Genomic DNA, 19,097 nt, shown 5'->3' with positions numbered 1-19,097 from the left:
TCCCCGCACCTGAGCGAGCCTGAGGCGGGTAGCGCGAGGCCTCGAGGTCACTCGCGAACCCGCCCGTCAGCGGGTGAGGACGTTGACGCCTTCCCAGGCTCGCCGGCGGGCGGCGTGGGGATCGTTCTCCACCCTTGAGGTCTGATCGAAGACCATTACCGCACGGGTGTCGCGGGTGTAGCGCGGCCAGCCGTCTCCTGGGACTCCGTGGTGGGCGAACGCGACCCATCGCCCTTGCACGTCGTCGCTCACGCGCATCGCCGAGCGGCGGTCGGATCCGGCGCTGAGGAGCCGTCCGAAATGCGTTCGGTAGACGTCGAACACCGCGAGAAGCTCGGTCGCATGGGTGGCGCCCAGGCCGGACCACTGTAGTGTCCGGGGGGCGTAGTCGTAGCGATACACGTAGGTAGGGGCGTACCGGCCATGGAATTCGGCGATCTGCCACAGTGTCGATCCGAAAGTGAAGTCCGCTCCGAGCTGGATACAGGCGGCCGGGGCCGGATACTCGGGATAGGCGGCGGTAATGCGTTGTCGGTCAGTGGGTTCCGTGCCCACTAATAACTGTTCGATCTTCGCTTCGTTCGTTGGAAGGAGTTTGAGAAAGCGAGTGAACAACCGGCCCTCGTCGGCATTCGTGCCGACGATGAGCGGCACGCGGTACGCCTTGCCCTCGCGCATCGCTTGAATGGGATCGAGCGGTAGATAGTCGGTTCCGAAGGTGGATCCCACCGGGTAACCGCCCGGTAAGTCCGCTGCACTCGTGGTGAGCAAGCGATCGAACGCCTTAACCAGTTGGACCGGACGCGCCGCCAGTAATAGGCGCGCTGCGTCCTTCTCCGTGGCGCCAAGAGTGGATGCGAACTTGACGGCGAACTCCGTCGCCAGCCCCTTGGAGCGGGATAGGCCGCCCGCCGGGCTCTGTGAAATTGCCTGTGCAAAGAGGCCTTTGGCTGCTGGTACGGCCAACAACGTAGCAACGGCGTGCGCCCCCGCGCTCTCGCCGAATATCGTCACGTCATCGGGATCGCCGCCAAACCCCGCGATGTTGTCGCGCACCCATGTGAGCGCCGCTACGAGGTCACGCAGGTACAGGTTGTCGTCGATGCGGACGTCGTCGGTCGACAGTGACGACAGGTCGACGGCGCCCAATGCGCCCATCCGGTAATTCACCGATACGTACACACAACCACTGCGGGCGAGGGACGCACCATCGTAGATCGGCGTCGCGGAACTGCCCAGGAAGTACGCGCCGCCGTGAATGAAGAACATCACGGGCAGAGGTCGGTCGGAGTCGCCCTCGGGTGCTACGACATTGAGGGTGAGGCAGTCCTCGCTCGTAGGCTGGAACCTGCCTGGACCGAGGATCGTGTACCGACGCGGCTGCGGAGCGCAGTAGCGGAATCGGTAACAGGGTCGCACGCCCGCCCATGGCTCGACAGGCTGGGGGGCCTTCAACCGCAATGCGCCGACCGGTGGCTTGGCATAGGGAATGGAACGCCAACGGGTGACGCCGTCCCGCGCGAATCCTTCGACTGCGCCCGAGGCGATGTTCGTGCGGACGATCTTGGCTGACATTTCTCAGACAATAGCGAACGGCGCTTCACATCGAGGTGTCAATGGCCAAGGAGAAGTCCGGACTCGCGGCGAGTTCTGCTGAATGCCTGGGGTTCCTCCTACCAGGTCTGGGGCCAGACATCTTCGGGGAACCCGTCGAGCGCCAGCATGTTCGGTTCGGTAGGCTCGACGCGGTCGATGATCGTGGCGGACCCTAAACCGAGGAACTCGCGGCGGTTTCCGGTGTGGACAATGAATCGCGCTCATCGTATGCGCGTCCACGACGCGATCCGTCCTCCTGCGATCATCGCCGCTTTGCCGCAGGGGCCGCGGTCAGTCCGTGCCGCACCAGTGTTTGGTCATTGGCGACGACGGCGTCCACCGAGGCCCTACGGGGGTCCCACCACTCGACTGTCCAGTTTAGTGCGCCGAGCGCCAACATTTGTGCGAGGTAGAGGTCTGAACCGTTTCGAGTTTGATGCCGCTTCCTTCTTTGAGAAGGATGCAGATTATGTCGAAGCGCTACCCGGTCGAGCAGCGTGAGCGTGCGGTGAAGATGGTCCTCGATCATCTCGGTGAGTATCGGTCGGTGTACGCCGCGGCTCAGGCGATCGGCCCGAAGGTTGGGGTCGGCCCGGAGACGCTACGCAAGTGGGTCCTCCAAGCTCAGGTCGACGCCGAGAAGAGCCCCGGTGTCACCACCGCCGAGCAGCAGCGCATCAAGCAGCTGGAGCGTGAGAGCCGAGATATCAAGGAGGCCAACGAGATTCTGAAGGCGGCTTCGATTTTCTTCGCGAGGGAGCTCGACCCTCGCCACCGTTGATCTGTTCGTTCATCGATCAGATGCGTGCACGAAAATTCCGGGTCGAGTCGATCTGCCGCGTGCTCACCGAGCAGGGCGTGGCTGTCGCCGGACGCACGTACAGGAACTGGAAGAAGTCCCCGCCGTCGGCGCGCACCATTACCGACGCTGGGCTCACCGACGCACTGCTGGCCACGGTGGACACCCCGGAGGGTTTGTACGGGCGACGGAAGATGACGGCGCATCTGCGCCGCCAGGGCCATCAGGTCGCGGCCTGCACCGTGGACCGGCTGATGGGTGACGAGGGGTTGTCCGGGGTGATCAGGGGCCGCCAGCACCGCACCACGATCCCCGGTGGCAAGGACTCTCGTCGAGCACCGGATCTGCTGGACCGCGACTTCACCGCCACGGCGCCGAACCGCAGATGGGTCACCGACTTCGCCTACTGCAGAACGTGGTCGGGATTCGTCTACGTGGCCTTCGTGATCGACTGCTTTTCCCGGGCCATCGTGGGGTGGCACGCCGCGACGGTCAAGGACACGACGATGGTGACCACGGCGCTGAAGATGGCGTTGTGGCGACGCGATCACGCCAATCACCGGGTCGGAGCCGGGTTAATTCACCACGGCGACGCCGGGTCGCAGTACACGTCAATCGTTTTCGCGGAAACGCTTGTGCTGGAGGGGATTGCAGCATCTATCGGCAGCGTTGGTGATGCCTACGACAATGCCTTGGCGGAGACGACGATCGGTCTGTTCACGACTGAGGCCATCCGCCGGGGCAGCCCGTTCCAGACCGGCCCACTGCGCATCATCGACGACGTCGAGTACGCCACGATGGAATGGGTCGACTGGTTCAACAACCGCCGACTGCACAGCGTTCTGGACTACGTCCCACCCGAGGAATATGAAGGCGCCTACTACGCTCAAACCCAGGAGTTCCAGCCGGCGACCCCTCAACCATGAAGCCCGGCATGAAACTCGGAACGGTTCAACCTGCGGGCTGTCGGCCGCCCTGGCGGAAGTTCCTTCGACATGACCCCATCCTCGTCTTCAAGGTCAGGAGCCTCCAGCATTTCCAGGGCGATCCAGCGGGAGTTCGATGAGCGCCGTCTTCTACGCTCCGCTCCGAAACGGACCGACCAACCACTGGTCGGAACCCCATAAGCGAGAGTCTCCATGAGAACCAAGCCGAGTCAGGAAGTTTTCACCAAGTGGATTCGCGGTGACTAGGCCAATCTCACTGCGATCATCGACCTGACGTTGAGCCGCACCACGGCGCTGGCGACGAGTGCCGGGGGCAAGGAAACCGCGCGTGCGTCGGGCTTGACCATCTAAGACCACCGAGGCAGCACGATGGCAATCGATGACCGACGGCGTCGATATCGATGGTCAGATGGGGCGATCTTTGGCTCGCTTTCTCAGAAGAGCTTGCGCGCCAGCTTCCACGCCCCATCCGTGTACGGCGGGTAGATGATGGCGGTCAAGTCGGGCCGGGTGGGCTTGGTCAGCACCGACTTGCGGTGGCTGAACTCCTCGAATCCGAACCTGCCGTGGTATGCACCCATGCCGGAGGGACCGACGCCACCGAATGGCAGCTTCGTGGTGGTGAACTGGAACAGCAGGTGATTCACCAGCATGCCGCCTGCCGACACTTCCCTGATCACGCGCTCGCGAGTGTCCTTGCTCTTGGTGAACAGGTAGGCGGCCAGCGGTTTGGGCCGCGAGTTCACGAATTCGATAGCCTGGTCCAGAGATTGGACGGTGAGGATCGGCAGTATGGGTCCGAAGATCTCGTCGGTCATCAGTGGCTCGTCCACCGCGGGGTCCACGACGACGGTGGGCTCGATCTCGACCGCGGCTGCGTTCGAACCGCCGCCGACGGCAACCGTTCCCTTGGTGGCCGCCAGTGCTGCGGTCAACCTGCCGAAATGGCGTTCGTTGACGATGCGCTTTCCGGTGCTACCCGCCTCAAAGCCGACGACGGCCTCACCGATCTTGCGCACCAGTTCGTCGCGAATCGAGGCATCGGCCAGCACGTAGTCGGGCGCGATGCAGATCTGGCCTGAGTTGATCAGCTTGGTCCAGGCGATGCGCCTGGCGGCTACGGCAATGTCGGCGTCCGCGGCGACGATGACGGGGCTCTTGCCGCCCAGCTCGAGGGTGACCGGCGTAAGGTGCTTCGCCGCGCCTTCGTAGACCTTGCGCCCAATCTCGGTGCCGCCCGTGAAGCACAGTTTGTCGAAGCCTTGCGCGATGAGTTCCTGGCTGACCGTGGCATCACCTTCGACGACGGTGATGGCGTCCGGGTCGAGGTATCGCGGCACCAGATCGGCCATCAGTGCCGATGACGCTGGCGACACCTCGGACGGTTTGAGGACGACGGTGTTTCCCGCCGCGATAGCGCCAACCGCGGGTCCCAACGTCAGTGCGATGGGGAAGTTCCACGCGCCGATGACCAGCACCGTGCCGAACGGCTCGTACTCGATCCAGGCGCGGCCAGGCAGCTGTGCCATCTCCAGCAGTCGATGCTTGCGCTTGGTCCACTTCGTGACGTTCTTGGCGGCATCTGCGGCCTCACCTGCAGGACCGGCAATGTCGGCCAACCACGCCTCGAACGGCTTCCGACCGAGATCCTGCTCCAGTGCGGCCGCGATGGCGGGTTCATTATCGATGATGAGCCGCTGCAACCCCTCCAGCTGGCGTTTCCGCCACGCCACGTCGCGAGTGCGGCCGGTGGCGAACGTCTTACGCAGCCTCGCGACGATCGTCTGAATGTCCGCGGCGTTGACGACGGGCGTGGGTGGGGCTGTCGCTTCTGCGGTCATGGGGGATCCTTTCTGAACCGGTCGAACATCCGGACTGACGCGGCGTGTCATGACGCCGGCGGCACGCCCAAGGATCGAGTGAAGCCGTCGGGAATCAAGATGTCGTCCGGCGTGAGGTCATGGGTCGAGGCCTTGCCGAGGCCCATCAAGGCCGAATCGATTCCGCTGCGCAGGATGTCGAGGACGTTCTCGACGCCTGGCTGTCCCTCGGCCGCCAGCCCCCACAGGTAGGCGCGGCCGATCATGACGGCACGGGCGCCCAGTGCGATCGCCTTGACGACGTCGCTGCCTCGGCGGATGCCACCGTCCAACAAGACCTCGACGTCGCTTCCGACCGCGTCGGCGATCGCGGGGAGCGCCCGGATGGCCGCCGGTGTCCCGTCCAGGTTGTTACCGCCGTGGTTGGACACCGAGATTGCCGAAACGCCGACGTCTACAGCACGTTTGGCGTCATCGACGCGGATGATGCCCTTCATCATGAACGGGCCACCCCAGAGTTCGCGCAGCCATGCGATGTCGTCCCACGTGGGGGGCGGCGTGCCCATCCATTCGCCGTAGACGCCGAAGAATGGTGGACCGAGCTCACCCTTGGGGCCCTGGTTGGGAACCCGCAGGTTGGGTGGGCTGACGGTCTTGCCAAAGCTCCACAGCCAGCGCGGTTTGGTCAGCACCTCGGGAGCCATCTTGAGCATGGTCTTGAGATCCATCTGTTCAGGGATCTTAGGGCTGCCCCAATCGCGACCGTGGGAGAAGCTCCAGTCGGTGGTCACGATTAGACCCACGGCGCCTGCGTCCTTGGCGCGCTGCACGCGTTCGGCGATCGCCTCGCGCCCACCGAGCCAATACACCTGGAAGAATAATTTGTCGTTGGCGCCGATGACGTCTTCGATCGGCTTGCTAGCGAACGATGAGAGGCCCATCGCCGTGCCGCGGGCGGCGGCCGCCCTGGCCACCGCAATTTCGCCATCGGGGTGGACGGCTTGCACGCCTGTGGGCGATATGATCACCGGCAACGAAATGTCCTGCCCCATAACCGTTGTCGCCATATCGCGCTTCTCCAACGCTCCGATGACATGCGGTGCGAAGCCGAGCTCGCTGAACGACTCGACGTTGTCGGTGACCGTCACACCCTTCTCGCTCGCCGAGATCAGCGAGGAGTAGACCGACTTGGGCAGTCGCTTCTTCGCGCGTTGCTGGGCGATGGTGACGGTTTCGAACCAGATATCGCGACCCATGGTCACACAGGACTTTCGTTGCAGTAGCGGGATGGAATCGTTGCCGGGGTGAGCACGGTGGGCGGACGCAGCGACAGCGTCAGTGCCACCGGGGCTGACTGCGTGCGGGCAGTGCTGCGCGAGTGACCCCCGCTGGGGCGGGGTATTTCGCGTTCTGCGGCCAGTGCGCTCTCGCCGCGGCCAACGACGCACTCCGGGTCGGGTCCGTCAAGCGGCAGACCAGTGAAGAACTTGGCGGCCATGCAGCCGCCTCGGCAGGAATCGAAGTGTCCGCAGCTATTGCAAGCGCCGGCCGATTGCGGTTCGCGCAGCTCGCGGAACAGCGGGGCAAATTTCCACACTGAGTCGAATCCGCCATCGGACAACACATTTCCAGCCAGGAACCGGTCGTGAATGGCAAACGGGCAGGCGTAGACGTCACCGATGGGGTCGATGAGACAAACCACTCGCCCGGCGCCGCACAGGTTGAGGCCGGCCAGCGCGCCGGGCGCGCCTAGGCCCGACAAATGGAAGAAACTATCGCCGGTCAGAACGCCGTCACCGTGAGCGACCAGCCACTCGTAGAGCTGCACCTGCTGTTCAGCGGTGGGATGCAACTCGTCCCACACGTCGGCGCCGCGGCCCGACGGGCGCAGACGAGTGATCCGCAGCGTCGCCCCGTACGTGTCGGCGAGTGACTTGAAGTCGTCGAGCTGACCGACGTTGTGACGGGTCACGACGACGGAGATCTTGGCGTCCTGGAAGCCCTCGGCAGTCAGGTTCTCCAAGGCCTTCATCGCCATCGCGAACGAGCCCTTGCCACGCACGGCGTCGTTGACCTCAGCGGTCGCACCGTCCAAGGAAATCTGCACGTCGACGTAGTTGCTGGCGGCGAGCTTCGCCGCGGTGGATCGGTTGATCCGCACGCCGTTGGTCGAGAACTTCACGCCCACATGGTGTTCGGTGGCGTAGTCGACCAGCTCCCAGAAGTCGGGACGCACGGTCGGCTCACCGCCGCCGATGTTGACGTAGAACACTTGCATGCGTTCGAGCTCGTCGATGATTTCCTTGCACTGCTGGGTGGAAAGCTCGCGTGGATCGCGCTTGCCGGAGGCCGACAGACAGTGCACGCACGCCAGGTTGCACGCGTAGGTGAGCTCCCAGGTAAGGCAGACGGGGGCGTCGAGTCCCTTCTCGAACTGCTCGATGAGACGGGGAACCGGTGCGGCCGTTGTCATGCATCACCTCCCGGCACCAGCATGCTGGACCCGACGAACACACCAAGGGCACGCAGGTACGGCGCTTCGTGAGTGGCATCGACTCCAGCTGCGCGGCAGGCAGACCGAAGGTCGGGATGCAGCTGCCAGGCTCGGCCGAGGTCCTGAACTGGCGAAGCCACAGTCAGTAGACCCCGCACATGCCGTCGATCGAGACCTCCTCGACGAGGGTCTCAGTAACGAGTTCGGTGTAGAGCTGCGCGTCGTCGTCCACCTGAAACTCCTTGATGTGATGAAGATCTCGACTGCGGTCGTCTAGGCGACACTATGGCAGCGAGTGTGGAAGCGAAAGGGTATTTCGAAAGTGGTTCCAAAACGCCCGGAGGGCCTCAGGTTCACTTGATGGGCAACGCCTGTTCCCGATCGGGGCCGCTGCCCGATCGGGTGTCTCGGGAGTCGCTGGAACGGCTCAGTGCCGCGATAGCCGAAACTCCCTAGGGGAGCGACCGGTCCATCGCTTGAAGGCGTGCGAGAAGTTTGTCGGATCGCGGTATCCGAGCTCCGTGGCTACCTGACTCGCCGACATCGATCGGGTGAGCAGTAAAAACATAGCGCTTTCGCGTAGACATGACTCGCGCAATTCTCGGAATGTGGTCCCCTCTTCGGCGAGGCGCCGCTTGAGCGTGCTGGTGGACACTGAGAGCTCGTCGGCGACCGATTGGCTACTGCGCTGCCCCGGAGCATTGTCCAGGAGCTGTCTCACCTTGTTCGAATACGATGTGGCCCCTCTGCACTGGTCGAGAGTTCGCGTGAGCTCGGCGATGGCGAGACGGTACGCGACGGGATCCGAGAACCGGCACACCTCTTCGAGTATGTCCGCGGGAACGTGGAGGTAAGACATCGGAGCGCCGAACACTAGACGTCCGGTTCGTGACAGTTCGTCCTCGCGCTCGGTCATGACGACGGGTGCTGGCCAACCCAGGTGAAGGCTGACGGTTCGCGTGTCGCCGACGAGCATGTCGAGCAGCCTCAACAACACCGACCCGCTGTAGGCGACGGCCAGGCAGTCCAAGGCCGGATCGCTCGTGTGGCCGGTGAGCCCAATGGTGAGGCCTCGTTCACCTGGATGAAAATGGGGACTCACGGCCGTCGTGATCAGCGGTAGAAACGCGAGCAGATTCATGATTTCGGCCACCGATCCTGCGCTGACCAGCGGAAAGCTCAACGGGCCGAAGGACGTCAACTGGGCCTGGGCGGCGAACGCGAAACCGAGCAGGGTTGCCTGGTTCACGTCGAGGTCGGGGTAGACCTCGCGAAACCACCGCAGCGGAGCCTGGGCACCATGCTTGACCAGCGTCGAATCGTCTACTCCCTCACGCGTCATGAGGCGGCGGAGTCGCGCCACGGCGCCCGGGTCGAGAGCCTCGCTCTCGAGCAATTGAATGAACGCGAGCGGGGGTATGCCGGAATCGTCGGTGTTCACTGCCCTTGGCCTCCTGAACCAAAATCACACGTTTCTGACTCCGGAAGGTATAGCCGCAACGCGCTTAACAGATCACACTTGAGGTGATCTGGAACACTTGAGGACAACGTATCAGGAGTTAACTATGGCAGTCGTCACGTTCATCTCCCACGACGGCAACAAGCGCGAGGTGCCTCTCGAGGAGGGCCAGTCACTGATGCAGGTGGCCACCAACAACGCCATACCCGGCATCGACGGCGATTGCGGCGGCGAGGCCGCTTGCGGTACCTGCCACGTCGTCGTCGATCCACAGTGGTCAGAACAGGTGGGTCTGTCCGGCCCGGCTGAAGAGGAGATGCTTGCGATGAACCCCGAGCGTCAGCCGACCTCCCGGTTGTCCTGCCAGATGCCTGTCTCCGAGGAGTGGGACGGCTTGATCGTCCAGACGCCCGAATTCCAGATGTGATCAAGAAAGTCAAGGTGGACTCATGAGCATCTCCCAAGCAATCACCGACAAGGTTCAGTCGACCGTCCCGCTCGACCGGCAAATCCAAGGCGCTCACCTATACGACAGGGCCAGGCGCTGGGTGACCCGGACCAATGGGGACAAGCTCTTCACCGAAGTTCCCATCCCACCGGCGGAGGACGTCGATCTGCTCGACATCGACATGAGCAATCCGTTCTTCTACCGGCAGGGACGTTGGAAGTCGTACTTCGAGCGTTTGCGTAATGAAGCTCCGATTCACTTTCAACCCAACAGTCCGTTCGGTCCATTCTGGTCCGTCACCCGGCATGCCGACATCGTGGCGGTAGACAAGAACCACGAAGTGTTCTCCTCCGAGCCGTTCATCGTCATCGGGACGCCGCCTCGCTTCATGGATGTGGCGATGTTCATCGCGATGGATCCGCCGGAACACGACAGGCAACGGGCCGCCGTGCAAGGGGTCATCGCGCCGAAGAATCTGCGTGAGATGGAGGGACTGATCCGCTCGCGCGTTCAAGAGGTGCTGGACGGCCTGCCCGTGAATCAGCCGTTCGACTGGGTGCAAACCGTCTCGATCGAATTGACCGCGCGGATGCTTGCGACCCTACTGGACTTCCCCTACGAGCAGCGCCGAAAGCTCGTCGAGTGGTCAGATCTCGCGACGTCGATGGAGCAAGCGAATGGCGGGCCATCGGACAACGACAAGGTGTTCGAAGGAATGCGCGACATGGCGCAAGGCCTGAGCGCGCTCTGGCACGACAAGGCCGCCCGGACGGCTGCCGGGGAGGAACCCGGCTTCGACTTGGTCACCATGCTGCAGAGCAACGAGAGCACGAAGGACCTGCTCAGGCGACGACCGTTGGAATTCCTGGGCAACCTCGTGCTGCTGATCGTCGGAGGCAACGACACGACACGGAACTCAATGAGCGGTGGCGTGCTGGCTCTGAACCAGTTCCCCGACCAGTTCGAGAAGTTGAAGGCCAACCCCGACCTGATTCCCAACATGGTCTCGGAGGTCATCCGGTGGCAAACCCCGCTGGCCTACATGCGTCGGATCGCCAAGGCCGACACCGTGTTGAACGGCCAATTCATCCGCAAGGGCGACAAACTGGTGATGTGGTACGCCTCGGGCAACCGCGACGAACGCATCTTCGATCGGCCCGATGATCTGATCATCGACCGGGCCAACGCTCGCAATCACATTTCCTTCGGCTTCGGTGTGCACCGTTGTATGGGCAACCGCCTTGCCGAGTTGCAATTGCGCATTCTGTGGGAGGAGTTGCTCACGCGCTTCGATGACATCCAGGTCGTCGGTGAACCCGAGTACGTGCAGTCCAACTTCGTGAGGGGCATCAGCAAGTTGATGGTCCGGCTCACGCCGAAATCCGACACGTGACGCCGGCGCGGGCGGTCGTCGTCGGGGCCAGCCACGCCGGTGCCCAGCTCGTCGCCAGCCTGCGCCAGGAGGGGTGGACCGATGAGATCGTCCTCATCGGTGATGAGTCGGCACTGCCCTACCAACGCCCCCCACTGTCGAAGGCCTACTTGGCAGGCAAGTGCGCACCGGGCGATCTCGCGATCCGCAAGGCGGAGTTCTACGTCAAGCAAGGCATCGAATTGGTCAATGCGACCGTGGAAACGGTCGACCGCTCAGGTGGTCGGTTGGCACTGAGCACCGGAGATTCAGTGGGCTACGACAAGCTCGCGTTGTGCACCGGCGCCCGGCCTCGCCGGCTCTCCACCCCGGGGGCCGATCTAGACGGGGTGTACTACTTGCGAACCGCCGCAGACGTCGAGCTGATCCGAGAGGCCACCAGTCCTGGGCGCCGGGCCGTAATCGTCGGCGGCGGCTACATCGGACTCGAGACGGCGGCCTCGCTGCGTGCGCTGGGTCTGGAGGTCACCGTGCTCGAGGCGGCGGAGCGCGTTCTCGAACGGGTCACCGCTCCGGACGTATCGGCGTTCTTCGACCGGATCCACCGGGAGGAGAACGTCGACATCCGGACGGGCGCGCTGGTCGAGGGCTTGTCCGGCGACGGCAGCGTCCGCGAAGTGATCCTCACCGGTGGCGAGACGATCCAGGCAGACCTCGTCGTCGTCGGCATCGGTGTGGAGCCGAACGTCGAACTCGCTGCTGCCGCCGGTCTAGCCGTCGACGACGGGGTCGTGATCGACGACCAGACCCGGACCGCCGACCCGGACATCGTGGCTGCCGGCGACTGCGCCAGCCACGACATGGCCCGTTACGGGCGTCGTATCCGCCTGGAGTCGGTGGCGAGTGCTGGCGAGCAGGCCAAGGTCGCCGCCTCAACCATGTGCGGGAAGTCGAAGAAGATCGCGGCGCTTCCCTGGTTCTGGTCGGATCAATACGACCTCAAGCTGCAGATTGCCGGCCTCAACACCGGATACGACGAAGTCGTGCTCAGCGGCGATCCGTCGAGGGATCGCGATTTCACCTGCTTCTATCTCCGTGACGGCGAGCTCGTTGCCGCCGACTGTGTCAACCGCCCACGTGACTTCATGTTCAGCAAGCGCGCGATCACGCAGCAGATCCCCATCGGCCGAGCCGAGCTCTTGCTGGCCGGCTCAGCAAAGGGATGACAGTGCCGTTGGACGTTCCGGCTCAGCGGATGGGTCTCGTCGTCGAATGGCGGGCCGATGATGGAATCAGGTGTCGTCGTCGCCCGGCTAACTGGACTCGCGATTCGATACCTCGTGGTGGCAGGCGGTGCAGTCGCGCCTACTCTTGCAAGCCTCGGCCTTCCCGGCTCAGCCAGCGGGACACCGTCTCCGGGTGGGACGACGGGACAGCCGTGCTGTGTCTGCACGCTGTCTCATCCTGCATTGGTGCCGGCATACGGTCGGCAGATGGTGTCAGCCAGACTCTCCCCTACCCAAGCACGGGCGTCACCGTTCCGAATGCGCTGACCGTGCGCGTGAGAGCGTGGGCGGCTCGTCCGCGGGCAGGTGCACCGCCAGCGCTGGTCCGTCCACTCCCGAGGTCCTCATTCCCTACGTGCCCCGAGGGACTGGTGTGTTCGGCCGGGTGACCATGCTCGGCTGGGCTTTGACGGTGCTCGCGCATCAGGGCCGTTTCGCCATGGAATGGCGTTCCTGGTGAAAGGCGTAGCCGGCCGCGCCTCATCCACCCGTTCCATGGCCACCACACTCGCCACGGGCACGGCGGCGATCCGAGTCGATGGCGACGGCTACCGAGGTCAAAGCCTCGGTCGCGGAGTCGAGAGCGACGGAGTCGAAAGTGACTACCTATTCACAAACTGCTATGGTGAGCATCACAACCAGGGCGGGACGAGCTGTTCGTAATTTTTGTGGTGCCTACGACGAGGTGGAGGTCAATGATGGCGGTTTTCAAGGACGAGGATGAGGTTTACGCCTTCATGGGTGGGATCTTTCGGCGGGGTTTGGAGAAGGAGGGGCTGGCCGACAAGCTGGCAGGCTCGGGGGTGGTGTTGCGGGTGCATTACACCGATCCGGATGCCGTGGTGACGGTGGACATGCCGAACCGAGTGGTGGAGACGGGGGCCGATAGCGCAGCCGTGCCCAACGTGGAGCTGTTCATGTCAGCCGACACGGGGAACAGGTTCTGGTTGGGGAAGGTGAACCTGACGATGGCGATGGCAAAGGGGTCGGTGCGAGCGAAGGGTCCGGTGCCGAAGTTGATCAAGTTGATTCCCCAGGCCAAGAATCTGTTTCCCGAGTATCGGTCGATGCTGCAGAGTCAGGATCGGCAGGACCTCATCGATGCGTGACCGTTGCCTCATAATCGGTCCTGGGGCGGGCGTGCGATGAAGAGCACGATGCAGGATGTTCCTTTGACGGTCGCCGGGATCGTGCAACATGCGTCGTTGGTCCATGGCGATCGTGAGGCGCTGACCGTCCGTGGACCCGGAAAGATCTCTCGGGTGTCTTACCGCGACTTGGGGGAGCGCTCGGCACGGCTGGCGAATGCCTTGTGGGAGATCGGTGTTCGAGGTGATGAGCGGGTTGCGACGTTTCAGTGGAGCAACCAGGAGCATCTGGATTGTTATGCGGCGGTGCCGTCGATGGGCGCGGTTTTGCACACGTTGAATTTGAGGTTGCCGGCAGAGCAGCTGGCGTGGATCGCCAACCATGCGGGTGATCGGGTGATCGTCGCCGACGACACGGTGCTTCCGTTGTTGGCGGCGGCATTGCCGTCGATGACGTCCGTGCGGACGGTGTTGGTGACTGGGTCGGGGGAACTTGCCGCGGTCGAGGGGTGCGGCAAGGACGTCCTACGGTACGACGAGGTGGTGGGTGCCCAGCCGAGCACGTTCACCTGGCCTGATGTCGACGAGCAATCAGCCGCGGCGATGTGCTATACCAGCGGCACCACGGGGCACCCAAAGGGAGTTGTCTACAGTCACCGTTCGACGTGGTTGCACTCTCAGGCGGCGTGCACCTCGAATGCTCTGGGTATCGGCCACGACGACACGGTGTTGGCGATCGTGCCGATGTTCCACGCCAACGCGTGGGGGTTGCCGTATGCGGCGATGATGGCGGGTGCAGAGCTGCTACTGCCGGATCGTTTTCTGCAGGCTGCGCCTCTGGTGGAGATGATCGAGGCCGCACGGCCGACGATGGCGGGGGCGGTGCCGACGATCTGGACCGACGTTCTTCATTACTTGCGTGACAATCCTGGTCACGACATCAGCTCCTTGAAGATGGTGGCGTGTGGTGGTTCGGCGGTGCCGCGGTCGTTGATGACTGCCTATGACGAGTTGGGTGTGCGGATCGTGCAGGCCTGGGGGATGACGGAGACTTCCCCGTTGGCCTCGGTGGCGCTACCGCGGAGTTCGGATTCTCCGGAGAAGACGCTGCACCTGCGGGGGACGCAGGGCAGGGTGGTGGCGGGCGTGCAGACCCGCATCGTCGACGATGCTGGTGTCGAGCAGCCCTGGGACGGGAAGTCGGTGGGCGAGATTCAGGTTCGGGGTCCGTGGATCACGGGGTCCTATTATGAGCCCCACTCTCCGGCGGTGTCCCCGGACCGGTGGTTGTGCACCGGGGACGTCGGAACGATCAGCGCCGATGCGTTCATCACGTTGACCGACCGCTCCAAGGACGTCATCAAGTCCGGTGGCGAGTGGATCTCCTCAGTAGAACTAGAGAACGAGTTGGCCGCTCACGATGCCGTGCGCTTCGCCTCGGTGATCGGGGTGCCCGACGAAAAATGGCAGGAACGGCCGTTGGCGGTGGTGGTCTTGGACGCTGAGTGCACCGTGACGGCTGCGGAGTTGTCGGAATTCTTGCGGCCGCGGGTGGCCAAGTGGTGGTTGCCGGAACGGTGGGCGTTCGTCGCCGATATTCCGCTGACCTCCACGGGCAAATTCGACAAGAAGAAGCTGCGACGCCAGCACGCCGACGGTGACCTCGCCGTCCAGACGCTGACGTGAATCGGCAGACAATGAATAAGACATCGACGTGGAGGAGACGTACATGAGGACACGCGCTGCGGTGCTGTGGGGTTTGGGTGAGAAGTGGGAGGTCGAGGAGGTCGAATTGGATCCGCCCGGCCCCGGTGAGGTGTTGGTTCGGTTGACCGCGAGTGGGTTGTGTCATTCCGACGAACACCTCGTGACCGGTGACCTGCCATTTCCGCTGCCGGTCGTGGGTGGTCACGAAGGCGCGGGGACCGTAGTCGAGGTGGGTGCTGGTGTCGATGACCTCGCCGAGGGGGATTCGGTCATCCTGACGTTCCTGCCGTCGTGTGGGCACTGTTCCTATTGCGCGCGGGGGATGGGCAATCTGTGCGACTTAGGCGCGGCGCTGATGATGGGGCCGCAGATCGATGGGACCTACCGTTTCCATGCCCGGGGTGAGGACATCGGTCAGATGTGCCTGTTGGGAACGTTCTCCGAGTACACCGTGGTGCCGAAGGCGTCGTTGGTCAAGATAGATCAGGGAACGCCGTTGGACAAGGCGGCGTTGATCGGTTGTGGCGTCACGACGGGCTACGGTTCTGCGGTGCGCACCGGTGAGGTGCGGGCCGGGGACACCGTGGTCGTGATCGGTGCCGGTGGCATAGGGATGAATGCGATTCAAGGCGCCCGCATCGCTGGCGCGTTGACCATCGTTGCGGTCGACCCGGTGGAGTTCAAGCGTGATAAAGCCGGTAGCTTCGGCGCCACGCATGCCGTTGCCACCATCGACGAGGCCTGGGCGTTGGTCAGTGACATCACCCGCGGCAAGCTCGCCGACGTCTGCGTGTTGACCACCGACGTCGCCGAGGGGTCCTACATCGCCGAGGCGCTGTCATTGGTGGGTAAGCGTGGCCGGGTGGTCGTGACCGCGATCGGCCATCCCGAGGAGACCTCGATGTCGGGTTCGCTGCTGGAACTGACGCTGTATGAAAAGCAGATCCGCGGTGCGCTCTACGGTTCGTCCAACGCCGCCCATGATGTCCCGCGGCTGGTCGAACTCTACAACGCCGGAGCCCTCAAGCTTGATGAACTCATCACGCGGGAGTACACCCTCGATCAGATCAACGAGGGTTACGACGATATGCGATCAGGCCGCAACATCCGCGGACTCATCCGATACTGAGCCAGCACCCGCCACGAGCAAATCCCCACGCGACACGTCGCTCGCGCAGGGTTGCGACGAAACCGATTCGACGCCGCCACGCTGGTGTGTTGCGCAGCGACCGGCGTTCGGAGTGGCTGGCCCGTCCATCGTCGTGCCCTCTGCGACGGGCCGTCCCGAATCGATCCTGATAGACATCGTAGGACTAGGCGTGCGTTGGATCTGGTCTTCGGCCGAGCTCTTGCCGATGGGTGGTGCAAAACATTGGTGAGTGTTGGCGGACGGAAATCGTGGCGTCTGCCTGAACGGCGTTCACGCTCTCGATCCACTCAGCAGTGGCCCGGCTAGCCGGATCCAACTGCGACACGTTAGCTAGGCACACTTGAACCGTGAGGAGCCCACTATGACCACCGTGCAGATTCCGTTCCGGCATGAAAAGGGAGGGCATTGCGGTTCGGGCGCACTCCGCGACCTCACCGAATGGGCCGAACTCGGCTGGGGCGCACAAGACCTCAGTGAGGGCTTGGTCTTCGCCCTCGGTGGTGCCCTGAGCTTCTCGTACGTCCGCTCGTCACAGTTGTCTCCACAGGCCTACCTGGTGGGGCGGGGTAACGAGATGGAGGACGACTACCTGACCCGGATCGGCGCAAAGTTCGTCGTGCAGTCGACCGATGACCCAGACGCGGGATGGGCTCTCGTGACCGATGAAGTCGACCGGGGCCGACCGGTGATGGTCTGGGCGGACATTGGCGAACTTCCCTATTTGCGCGTGCGGTTGCACATGAGCCGCCACGACATCGTGATTGTTGGATACGACGACGATCTACAGGTGGCGTACGTGATAGACAACGATCGCGACACCACGCAGCTGGTGCCTTACGACGATCTACGACGAGCACGCTCCTCGGTCGGGTTCCCCACCCCTACCCGGCACACGACATATCACGTCGACTGGCCGGACCGACTGCCCGACCTTCCGTCGATGGCGAGCTCGGCGCTGGCGGCGAGCGCTGCATTCATGCGCCGGGGCGACATGGCTGAGCCGGGTCCGCACGTCGCGACGGCTGAGGTTCAATGCTCGGGATTGAAGGGTGTGCAGATCTTCGCTGACGACCTGCGTCATTGGCCGACGCTGTTCGACGACGATGCACTAACTGCGGCCTTATTTGGACTTGGAGCGTTCATCGAAAAGGCCGGCACCGGGGGCGGGCTGTTTCGCGCGCTTCAGGCCCAAGGCTGTCATACAGTCGCCGAACTCCTTTGTGACGACGCCGCGGCCGATGCGGCGGCGGCGGCGGTCAGGGCCTCTGAGGCGTGGTCTGCTTTGGCCACCGCGGCCACGAACGTGGGTTCATCGCCACACCAACGCTGTCTAGCCGCGGCTGATGTCGCCGCGGTGATCCCGGAGGCCGAGATTTGTCTCGCCGAGGCGCTCGAGAAGGCCAGCCGATCGGTCGGCGCCGCAGTCGTCGAATCCCTAGCTGAAGGAGGTGAATGAGTGACACCGAGAACGAATCGACCTTCTTGGAGACCACCGGTTTTCTGGATTGGCAGCACGACGATGTGCAGCGTTTCACCGAGAATGCAGTCGCTGGCGTACGCGAGCCCGTGCGCAAGGCGAGGTTGATCTTCACTGCGGTGCGGGACAGGATTTGGTATAACCCTTACAGCGCTCGCGATGACCCCGAACGCTACCGAGCGAGCTACGTAGCGACGGCGCTAGGGGCATTCTGCGTACCGAAGGCGGTTCTGCTGACCGCAGCGGCTCGCGCTGCGGGCATTCCCGCCCGACTCGGGTTCGCGGACGTTCGCAATCACCTGCAGACGGCGGCGTTGCGCGAACGGATGGGAGGCTCTGACGTGTTCGTTTACCACGGGTATATCCAATTGCGACTCAACGACCGGTGGGTGGAGGCCACACCAGCGTTCAATGCCGAGCTATGCGCCCGCTTCGGTGTGCCGCCGATCGACTTCGACGGCCGCCACGACGCGCTCCTGCACACCCATGACGGTCAGGGCACCAACACATGGAGTATCTCCGTGACCGCGGTTGGTATCACGACCTTCCCTTCCGCGACATCGTCACCGAGCTGCACAGCCGCTATGGCGACCTCGTTCTCGACTCCGCGGTCGAGCGCGACGCCTTCTCCCAGGAGATGTGATCGTCACAGACCGAGATATCGGAACACTGTGAACGCGATTCGGTCGGCGACGAGCTCGCCACTGTCTGCTGGAGCGGCGGGAAGCACCAAGTGGCTTACCGTAAGTCGGATCAAGACGTCGACCGCAGAGACGATCTCCGCGGGCTGATGACCGTCGAGTTGAGCTTGAAGCCACGACACCAGTTCCTTGGTGGCAGACTCGAGCATCGTGGTGGACGTCGCGATCAGCGGCAAGACTCCCGTGTCCACGTGCGCATCATCCGCTGGACGACCGATGGCGGCGTGCAGCAATGGGCTGCCGACGCCCTCGTCCAAGGTGTAGCGCACCGCTGCCGTGATGGCCGTCGGGACGTCGCTGGCATTGGCGTCGAGGACTTCGCGGATTCCTTCGAGAAACCGATGTGTCTCGCGGAGGATAAGTGCGTCGCCAAGGTCGGACTTACTCTTGAACTCGCGGTACAACGTGGGGCGCGACACGCCGATCAGTTTGGCCACATCGCTGAAGCGGACCTTCTCCCAACCACGGTCGATCGTCAACTCCTGCGCTGCGCGCAACGCCTCAGCCCGAAGATGTCGGCGGAAAGACACGCGGACAGGTTCGACCACCATGCGGCCGAGCGTAACGTAACGGACGAAGTTCGTGCTTTGGACAGCGCCTCGCATCTTGGTCGCATCTGCCGGAATGAGCGTATTGCGTAGTAGCGGATACATCCGTATGAATCGCCCTGGAAATGCTGGAGGCTCCTGACCTTGGAAACGAGGATGGAGCCATGCCGAAGGAACAGTCGCCCGGGACGCCGACGACACGCAG

At 63.4% G+C, this 19,097-nt stretch carries 15 protein-coding genes and 3 pseudogenes; 9 read left to right on the top strand and 9 right to left on the bottom strand.

Going from position 1 to position 19,097, the window contains the following annotated elements; all coding sequences use genetic code 11:
• Positions 1 to 66 precede the first annotated feature (66 nt).
• Positions 67 to 1,575: a carboxylesterase/lipase family protein gene (locus ABZ195_RS27795; protein WP_355223108.1), complete on the bottom strand. Its 1,509-nt coding sequence runs from the start codon at positions 1,573 to 1,575 to the stop codon at positions 67 to 69.
• Between the two features lie 283 nt (positions 1,576 to 1,858).
• Positions 1,859 to 2,014 (bottom strand): annotated as a pseudogene (locus tag ABZ195_RS27790) (TetR/AcrR family transcriptional regulator); the annotation flags it as partial.
• Between the two features lie 51 nt (positions 2,015 to 2,065).
• Between ABZ195_RS27790 and ABZ195_RS27785 the strand changes: the two are divergent.
• Positions 2,066 to 3,321 (top strand): IS3 family transposase gene (locus tag ABZ195_RS27785; RefSeq protein ID WP_355223107.1). Its coding sequence is split into 2 segments (ribosomal slippage): positions 2,066 to 2,339 and positions 2,339 to 3,321, totalling 1,257 coding nucleotides; the frame shifts between segments, so codons are not numbered across the junction.
• Positions 3,322 to 3,776: 455 nt separating this feature from the next.
• On the opposite strand, the gene ABZ195_RS27780 is transcribed toward ABZ195_RS27785, so the two are convergent.
• From ABZ195_RS27780 to ABZ195_RS27755, 6 genes and pseudogenes are all read right to left on the bottom strand, one after another.
• A complete protein-coding gene (locus ABZ195_RS27780) occupies positions 3,777 to 5,183 on the bottom strand; it encodes an aldehyde dehydrogenase family protein (protein WP_355223106.1) in 1,407 nt (468 codons plus the stop codon).
• A gap of 47 nt (positions 5,184 to 5,230) precedes the next feature.
• On the bottom strand, positions 5,231 to 6,418 hold the full coding sequence (gene mftD / locus ABZ195_RS27775; RefSeq protein ID WP_355223123.1) for a pre-mycofactocin synthase MftD: 1,188 nt from the start codon (positions 6,416 to 6,418) through the stop codon (positions 5,231 to 5,233).
• A gap of 2 nt (positions 6,419 to 6,420) precedes the next feature.
• Positions 6,421 to 7,635, bottom strand: coding sequence for a mycofactocin radical SAM maturase (gene mftC, locus ABZ195_RS27770; RefSeq protein ID WP_355223105.1), 1,215 nt, complete (start codon positions 7,633 to 7,635; stop codon positions 6,421 to 6,423).
• Positions 7,632 to 7,754: pseudogene (locus ABZ195_RS27765) on the bottom strand (mycofactocin biosynthesis chaperone MftB); the annotation flags it as partial. The pseudogene ABZ195_RS27765 and the gene mftC, both read right to left, overlap by 4 nt.
• A 44-nt stretch (positions 7,755 to 7,798) precedes the next feature.
• Positions 7,799 to 7,888, bottom strand: a complete 90-nt coding sequence (gene mftA, locus ABZ195_RS27760; RefSeq protein WP_355223104.1) for a mycofactocin precursor MftA — start codon at positions 7,886 to 7,888, stop codon at positions 7,799 to 7,801.
• Between the two features lie 195 nt (positions 7,889 to 8,083).
• The gene (locus ABZ195_RS27755) at positions 8,084 to 9,097 is read right to left on the bottom strand and encodes a helix-turn-helix domain-containing protein (RefSeq protein WP_355223103.1); all 1,014 of its coding nucleotides are present in this window, start codon (positions 9,095 to 9,097) and stop codon (positions 8,084 to 8,086) included.
• A 124-nt stretch (positions 9,098 to 9,221) separates the two neighbouring features.
• On the opposite strand from ABZ195_RS27755, the gene ABZ195_RS27750 reads away from it, so the two are divergent.
• The 8 genes and pseudogenes from ABZ195_RS27750 (at position 9,222) to ABZ195_RS27715 (ending at position 18,286) form a co-directional block, all read left to right on the top strand.
• The gene (locus tag ABZ195_RS27750; protein ID WP_355223102.1) at positions 9,222 to 9,542 is read left to right on the top strand and encodes a 2Fe-2S iron-sulfur cluster-binding protein; all 321 of its coding nucleotides are present in this window, start codon (positions 9,222 to 9,224) and stop codon (positions 9,540 to 9,542) included.
• Positions 9,543 to 9,564: 22 nt separating this feature from the next.
• Entirely contained in the window at positions 9,565 to 10,956 is a 1,392-nt protein-coding gene (locus tag ABZ195_RS27745; protein ID WP_355223101.1) for a cytochrome P450, read from the top strand.
• Positions 10,953 to 12,161, top strand: coding sequence for an FAD-dependent oxidoreductase (locus tag ABZ195_RS27740; protein ID WP_355223100.1), 1,209 nt, complete (start codon positions 10,953 to 10,955; stop codon positions 12,159 to 12,161). Before ABZ195_RS27745 ends, ABZ195_RS27740 begins: the two co-directional genes overlap by 4 nt.
• Before the next feature lie 758 nt (positions 12,162 to 12,919).
• Positions 12,920 to 13,330 carry an SCP2 sterol-binding domain-containing protein gene (locus ABZ195_RS27735; protein WP_355223099.1) on the top strand — a complete coding sequence of 137 codons (411 nt, stop codon included), beginning with the start codon at positions 12,920 to 12,922 and terminating at the stop codon, positions 13,328 to 13,330.
• 36 nt (positions 13,331 to 13,366) lie between these two features.
• Positions 13,367 to 14,995 carry a fatty acid--CoA ligase gene (locus ABZ195_RS27730; RefSeq protein ID WP_355223098.1) on the top strand — a complete coding sequence of 543 codons (1,629 nt, stop codon included), beginning with the start codon at positions 13,367 to 13,369 and terminating at the stop codon, positions 14,993 to 14,995.
• Between the two features lie 43 nt (positions 14,996 to 15,038).
• A complete protein-coding gene (locus ABZ195_RS27725; RefSeq protein WP_355223097.1) occupies positions 15,039 to 16,145 on the top strand; it encodes an NDMA-dependent alcohol dehydrogenase in 1,107 nt (368 codons plus the stop codon).
• A 382-nt stretch (positions 16,146 to 16,527) separates the two neighbouring features.
• The gene (locus ABZ195_RS27720; protein WP_355223096.1) at positions 16,528 to 17,622 is read left to right on the top strand and encodes a BtrH N-terminal domain-containing protein; all 1,095 of its coding nucleotides are present in this window, start codon (positions 16,528 to 16,530) and stop codon (positions 17,620 to 17,622) included.
• Positions 17,619 to 18,286, top strand: a pseudogene (locus tag ABZ195_RS27715) (transglutaminase family protein). Before ABZ195_RS27720 ends, ABZ195_RS27715 begins: the two are co-directional and overlap by 4 nt.
• 3 nt (positions 18,287 to 18,289) lie before the next feature.
• Here the strand turns inward: ABZ195_RS27715 and ABZ195_RS27710 are convergent.
• On the bottom strand, positions 18,290 to 18,895 hold the full coding sequence (locus tag ABZ195_RS27710) for a TetR family transcriptional regulator (protein ID WP_355223095.1): 606 nt from the start codon (positions 18,893 to 18,895) through the stop codon (positions 18,290 to 18,292).
• Between the last annotated feature and the right edge of the window lie 202 nt (positions 18,896 to 19,097).

This window comes from Mycobacterium sp. NPDC006124, assembly GCF_040614235.1.
GTDB lineage: Bacteria > Actinomycetota > Actinomycetes > Mycobacteriales > Mycobacteriaceae > Mycobacterium.
The sequence above is the reverse complement of the archived record's forward strand: the minus strand, read 5'-3'. Positions and strand labels throughout refer to the sequence as shown.

Excerpts from the sequence above, each read along its gene's own strand:
- ABZ195_RS27795 (WP_355223108.1), bottom strand. The coding sequence starts at position 1,575 with ATGTCAGCCAAGATCGTCCGCACGAACATCGCCTCGGGCGCAGTCGAA.
- ABZ195_RS27780 (WP_355223106.1), bottom strand. The coding sequence starts at position 5,183 with ATGACCGCAGAAGCGACAGCCCCACCCACGCCCGTCGTCAACGCCGCG.
- mftD (WP_355223123.1), bottom strand. The coding sequence starts at position 6,418 with ATGGGTCGCGATATCTGGTTCGAAACCGTCACCATCGCCCAGCAACGC.
- mftC (WP_355223105.1), bottom strand. The coding sequence starts at position 7,635 with ATGACAACGGCCGCACCGGTTCCCCGTCTCATCGAGCAGTTCGAGAAG.
- ABZ195_RS27750 (WP_355223102.1), top strand. The coding sequence starts at position 9,222 with ATGGCAGTCGTCACGTTCATCTCCCACGACGGCAACAAGCGCGAGGTG.
- ABZ195_RS27745 (WP_355223101.1), top strand. The coding sequence starts at position 9,565 with ATGAGCATCTCCCAAGCAATCACCGACAAGGTTCAGTCGACCGTCCCG.
- ABZ195_RS27735 (WP_355223099.1), top strand. The coding sequence starts at position 12,920 with ATGGCGGTTTTCAAGGACGAGGATGAGGTTTACGCCTTCATGGGTGGG.
- ABZ195_RS27730 (WP_355223098.1), top strand. The coding sequence starts at position 13,367 with ATGAAGAGCACGATGCAGGATGTTCCTTTGACGGTCGCCGGGATCGTG.
- ABZ195_RS27725 (WP_355223097.1), top strand. The coding sequence starts at position 15,039 with ATGAGGACACGCGCTGCGGTGCTGTGGGGTTTGGGTGAGAAGTGGGAG.
- ABZ195_RS27720 (WP_355223096.1), top strand. The coding sequence starts at position 16,528 with ATGACCACCGTGCAGATTCCGTTCCGGCATGAAAAGGGAGGGCATTGC.
- ABZ195_RS27710 (WP_355223095.1), bottom strand. The coding sequence starts at position 18,895 with ATGGTGGTCGAACCTGTCCGCGTGTCTTTCCGCCGACATCTTCGGGCT.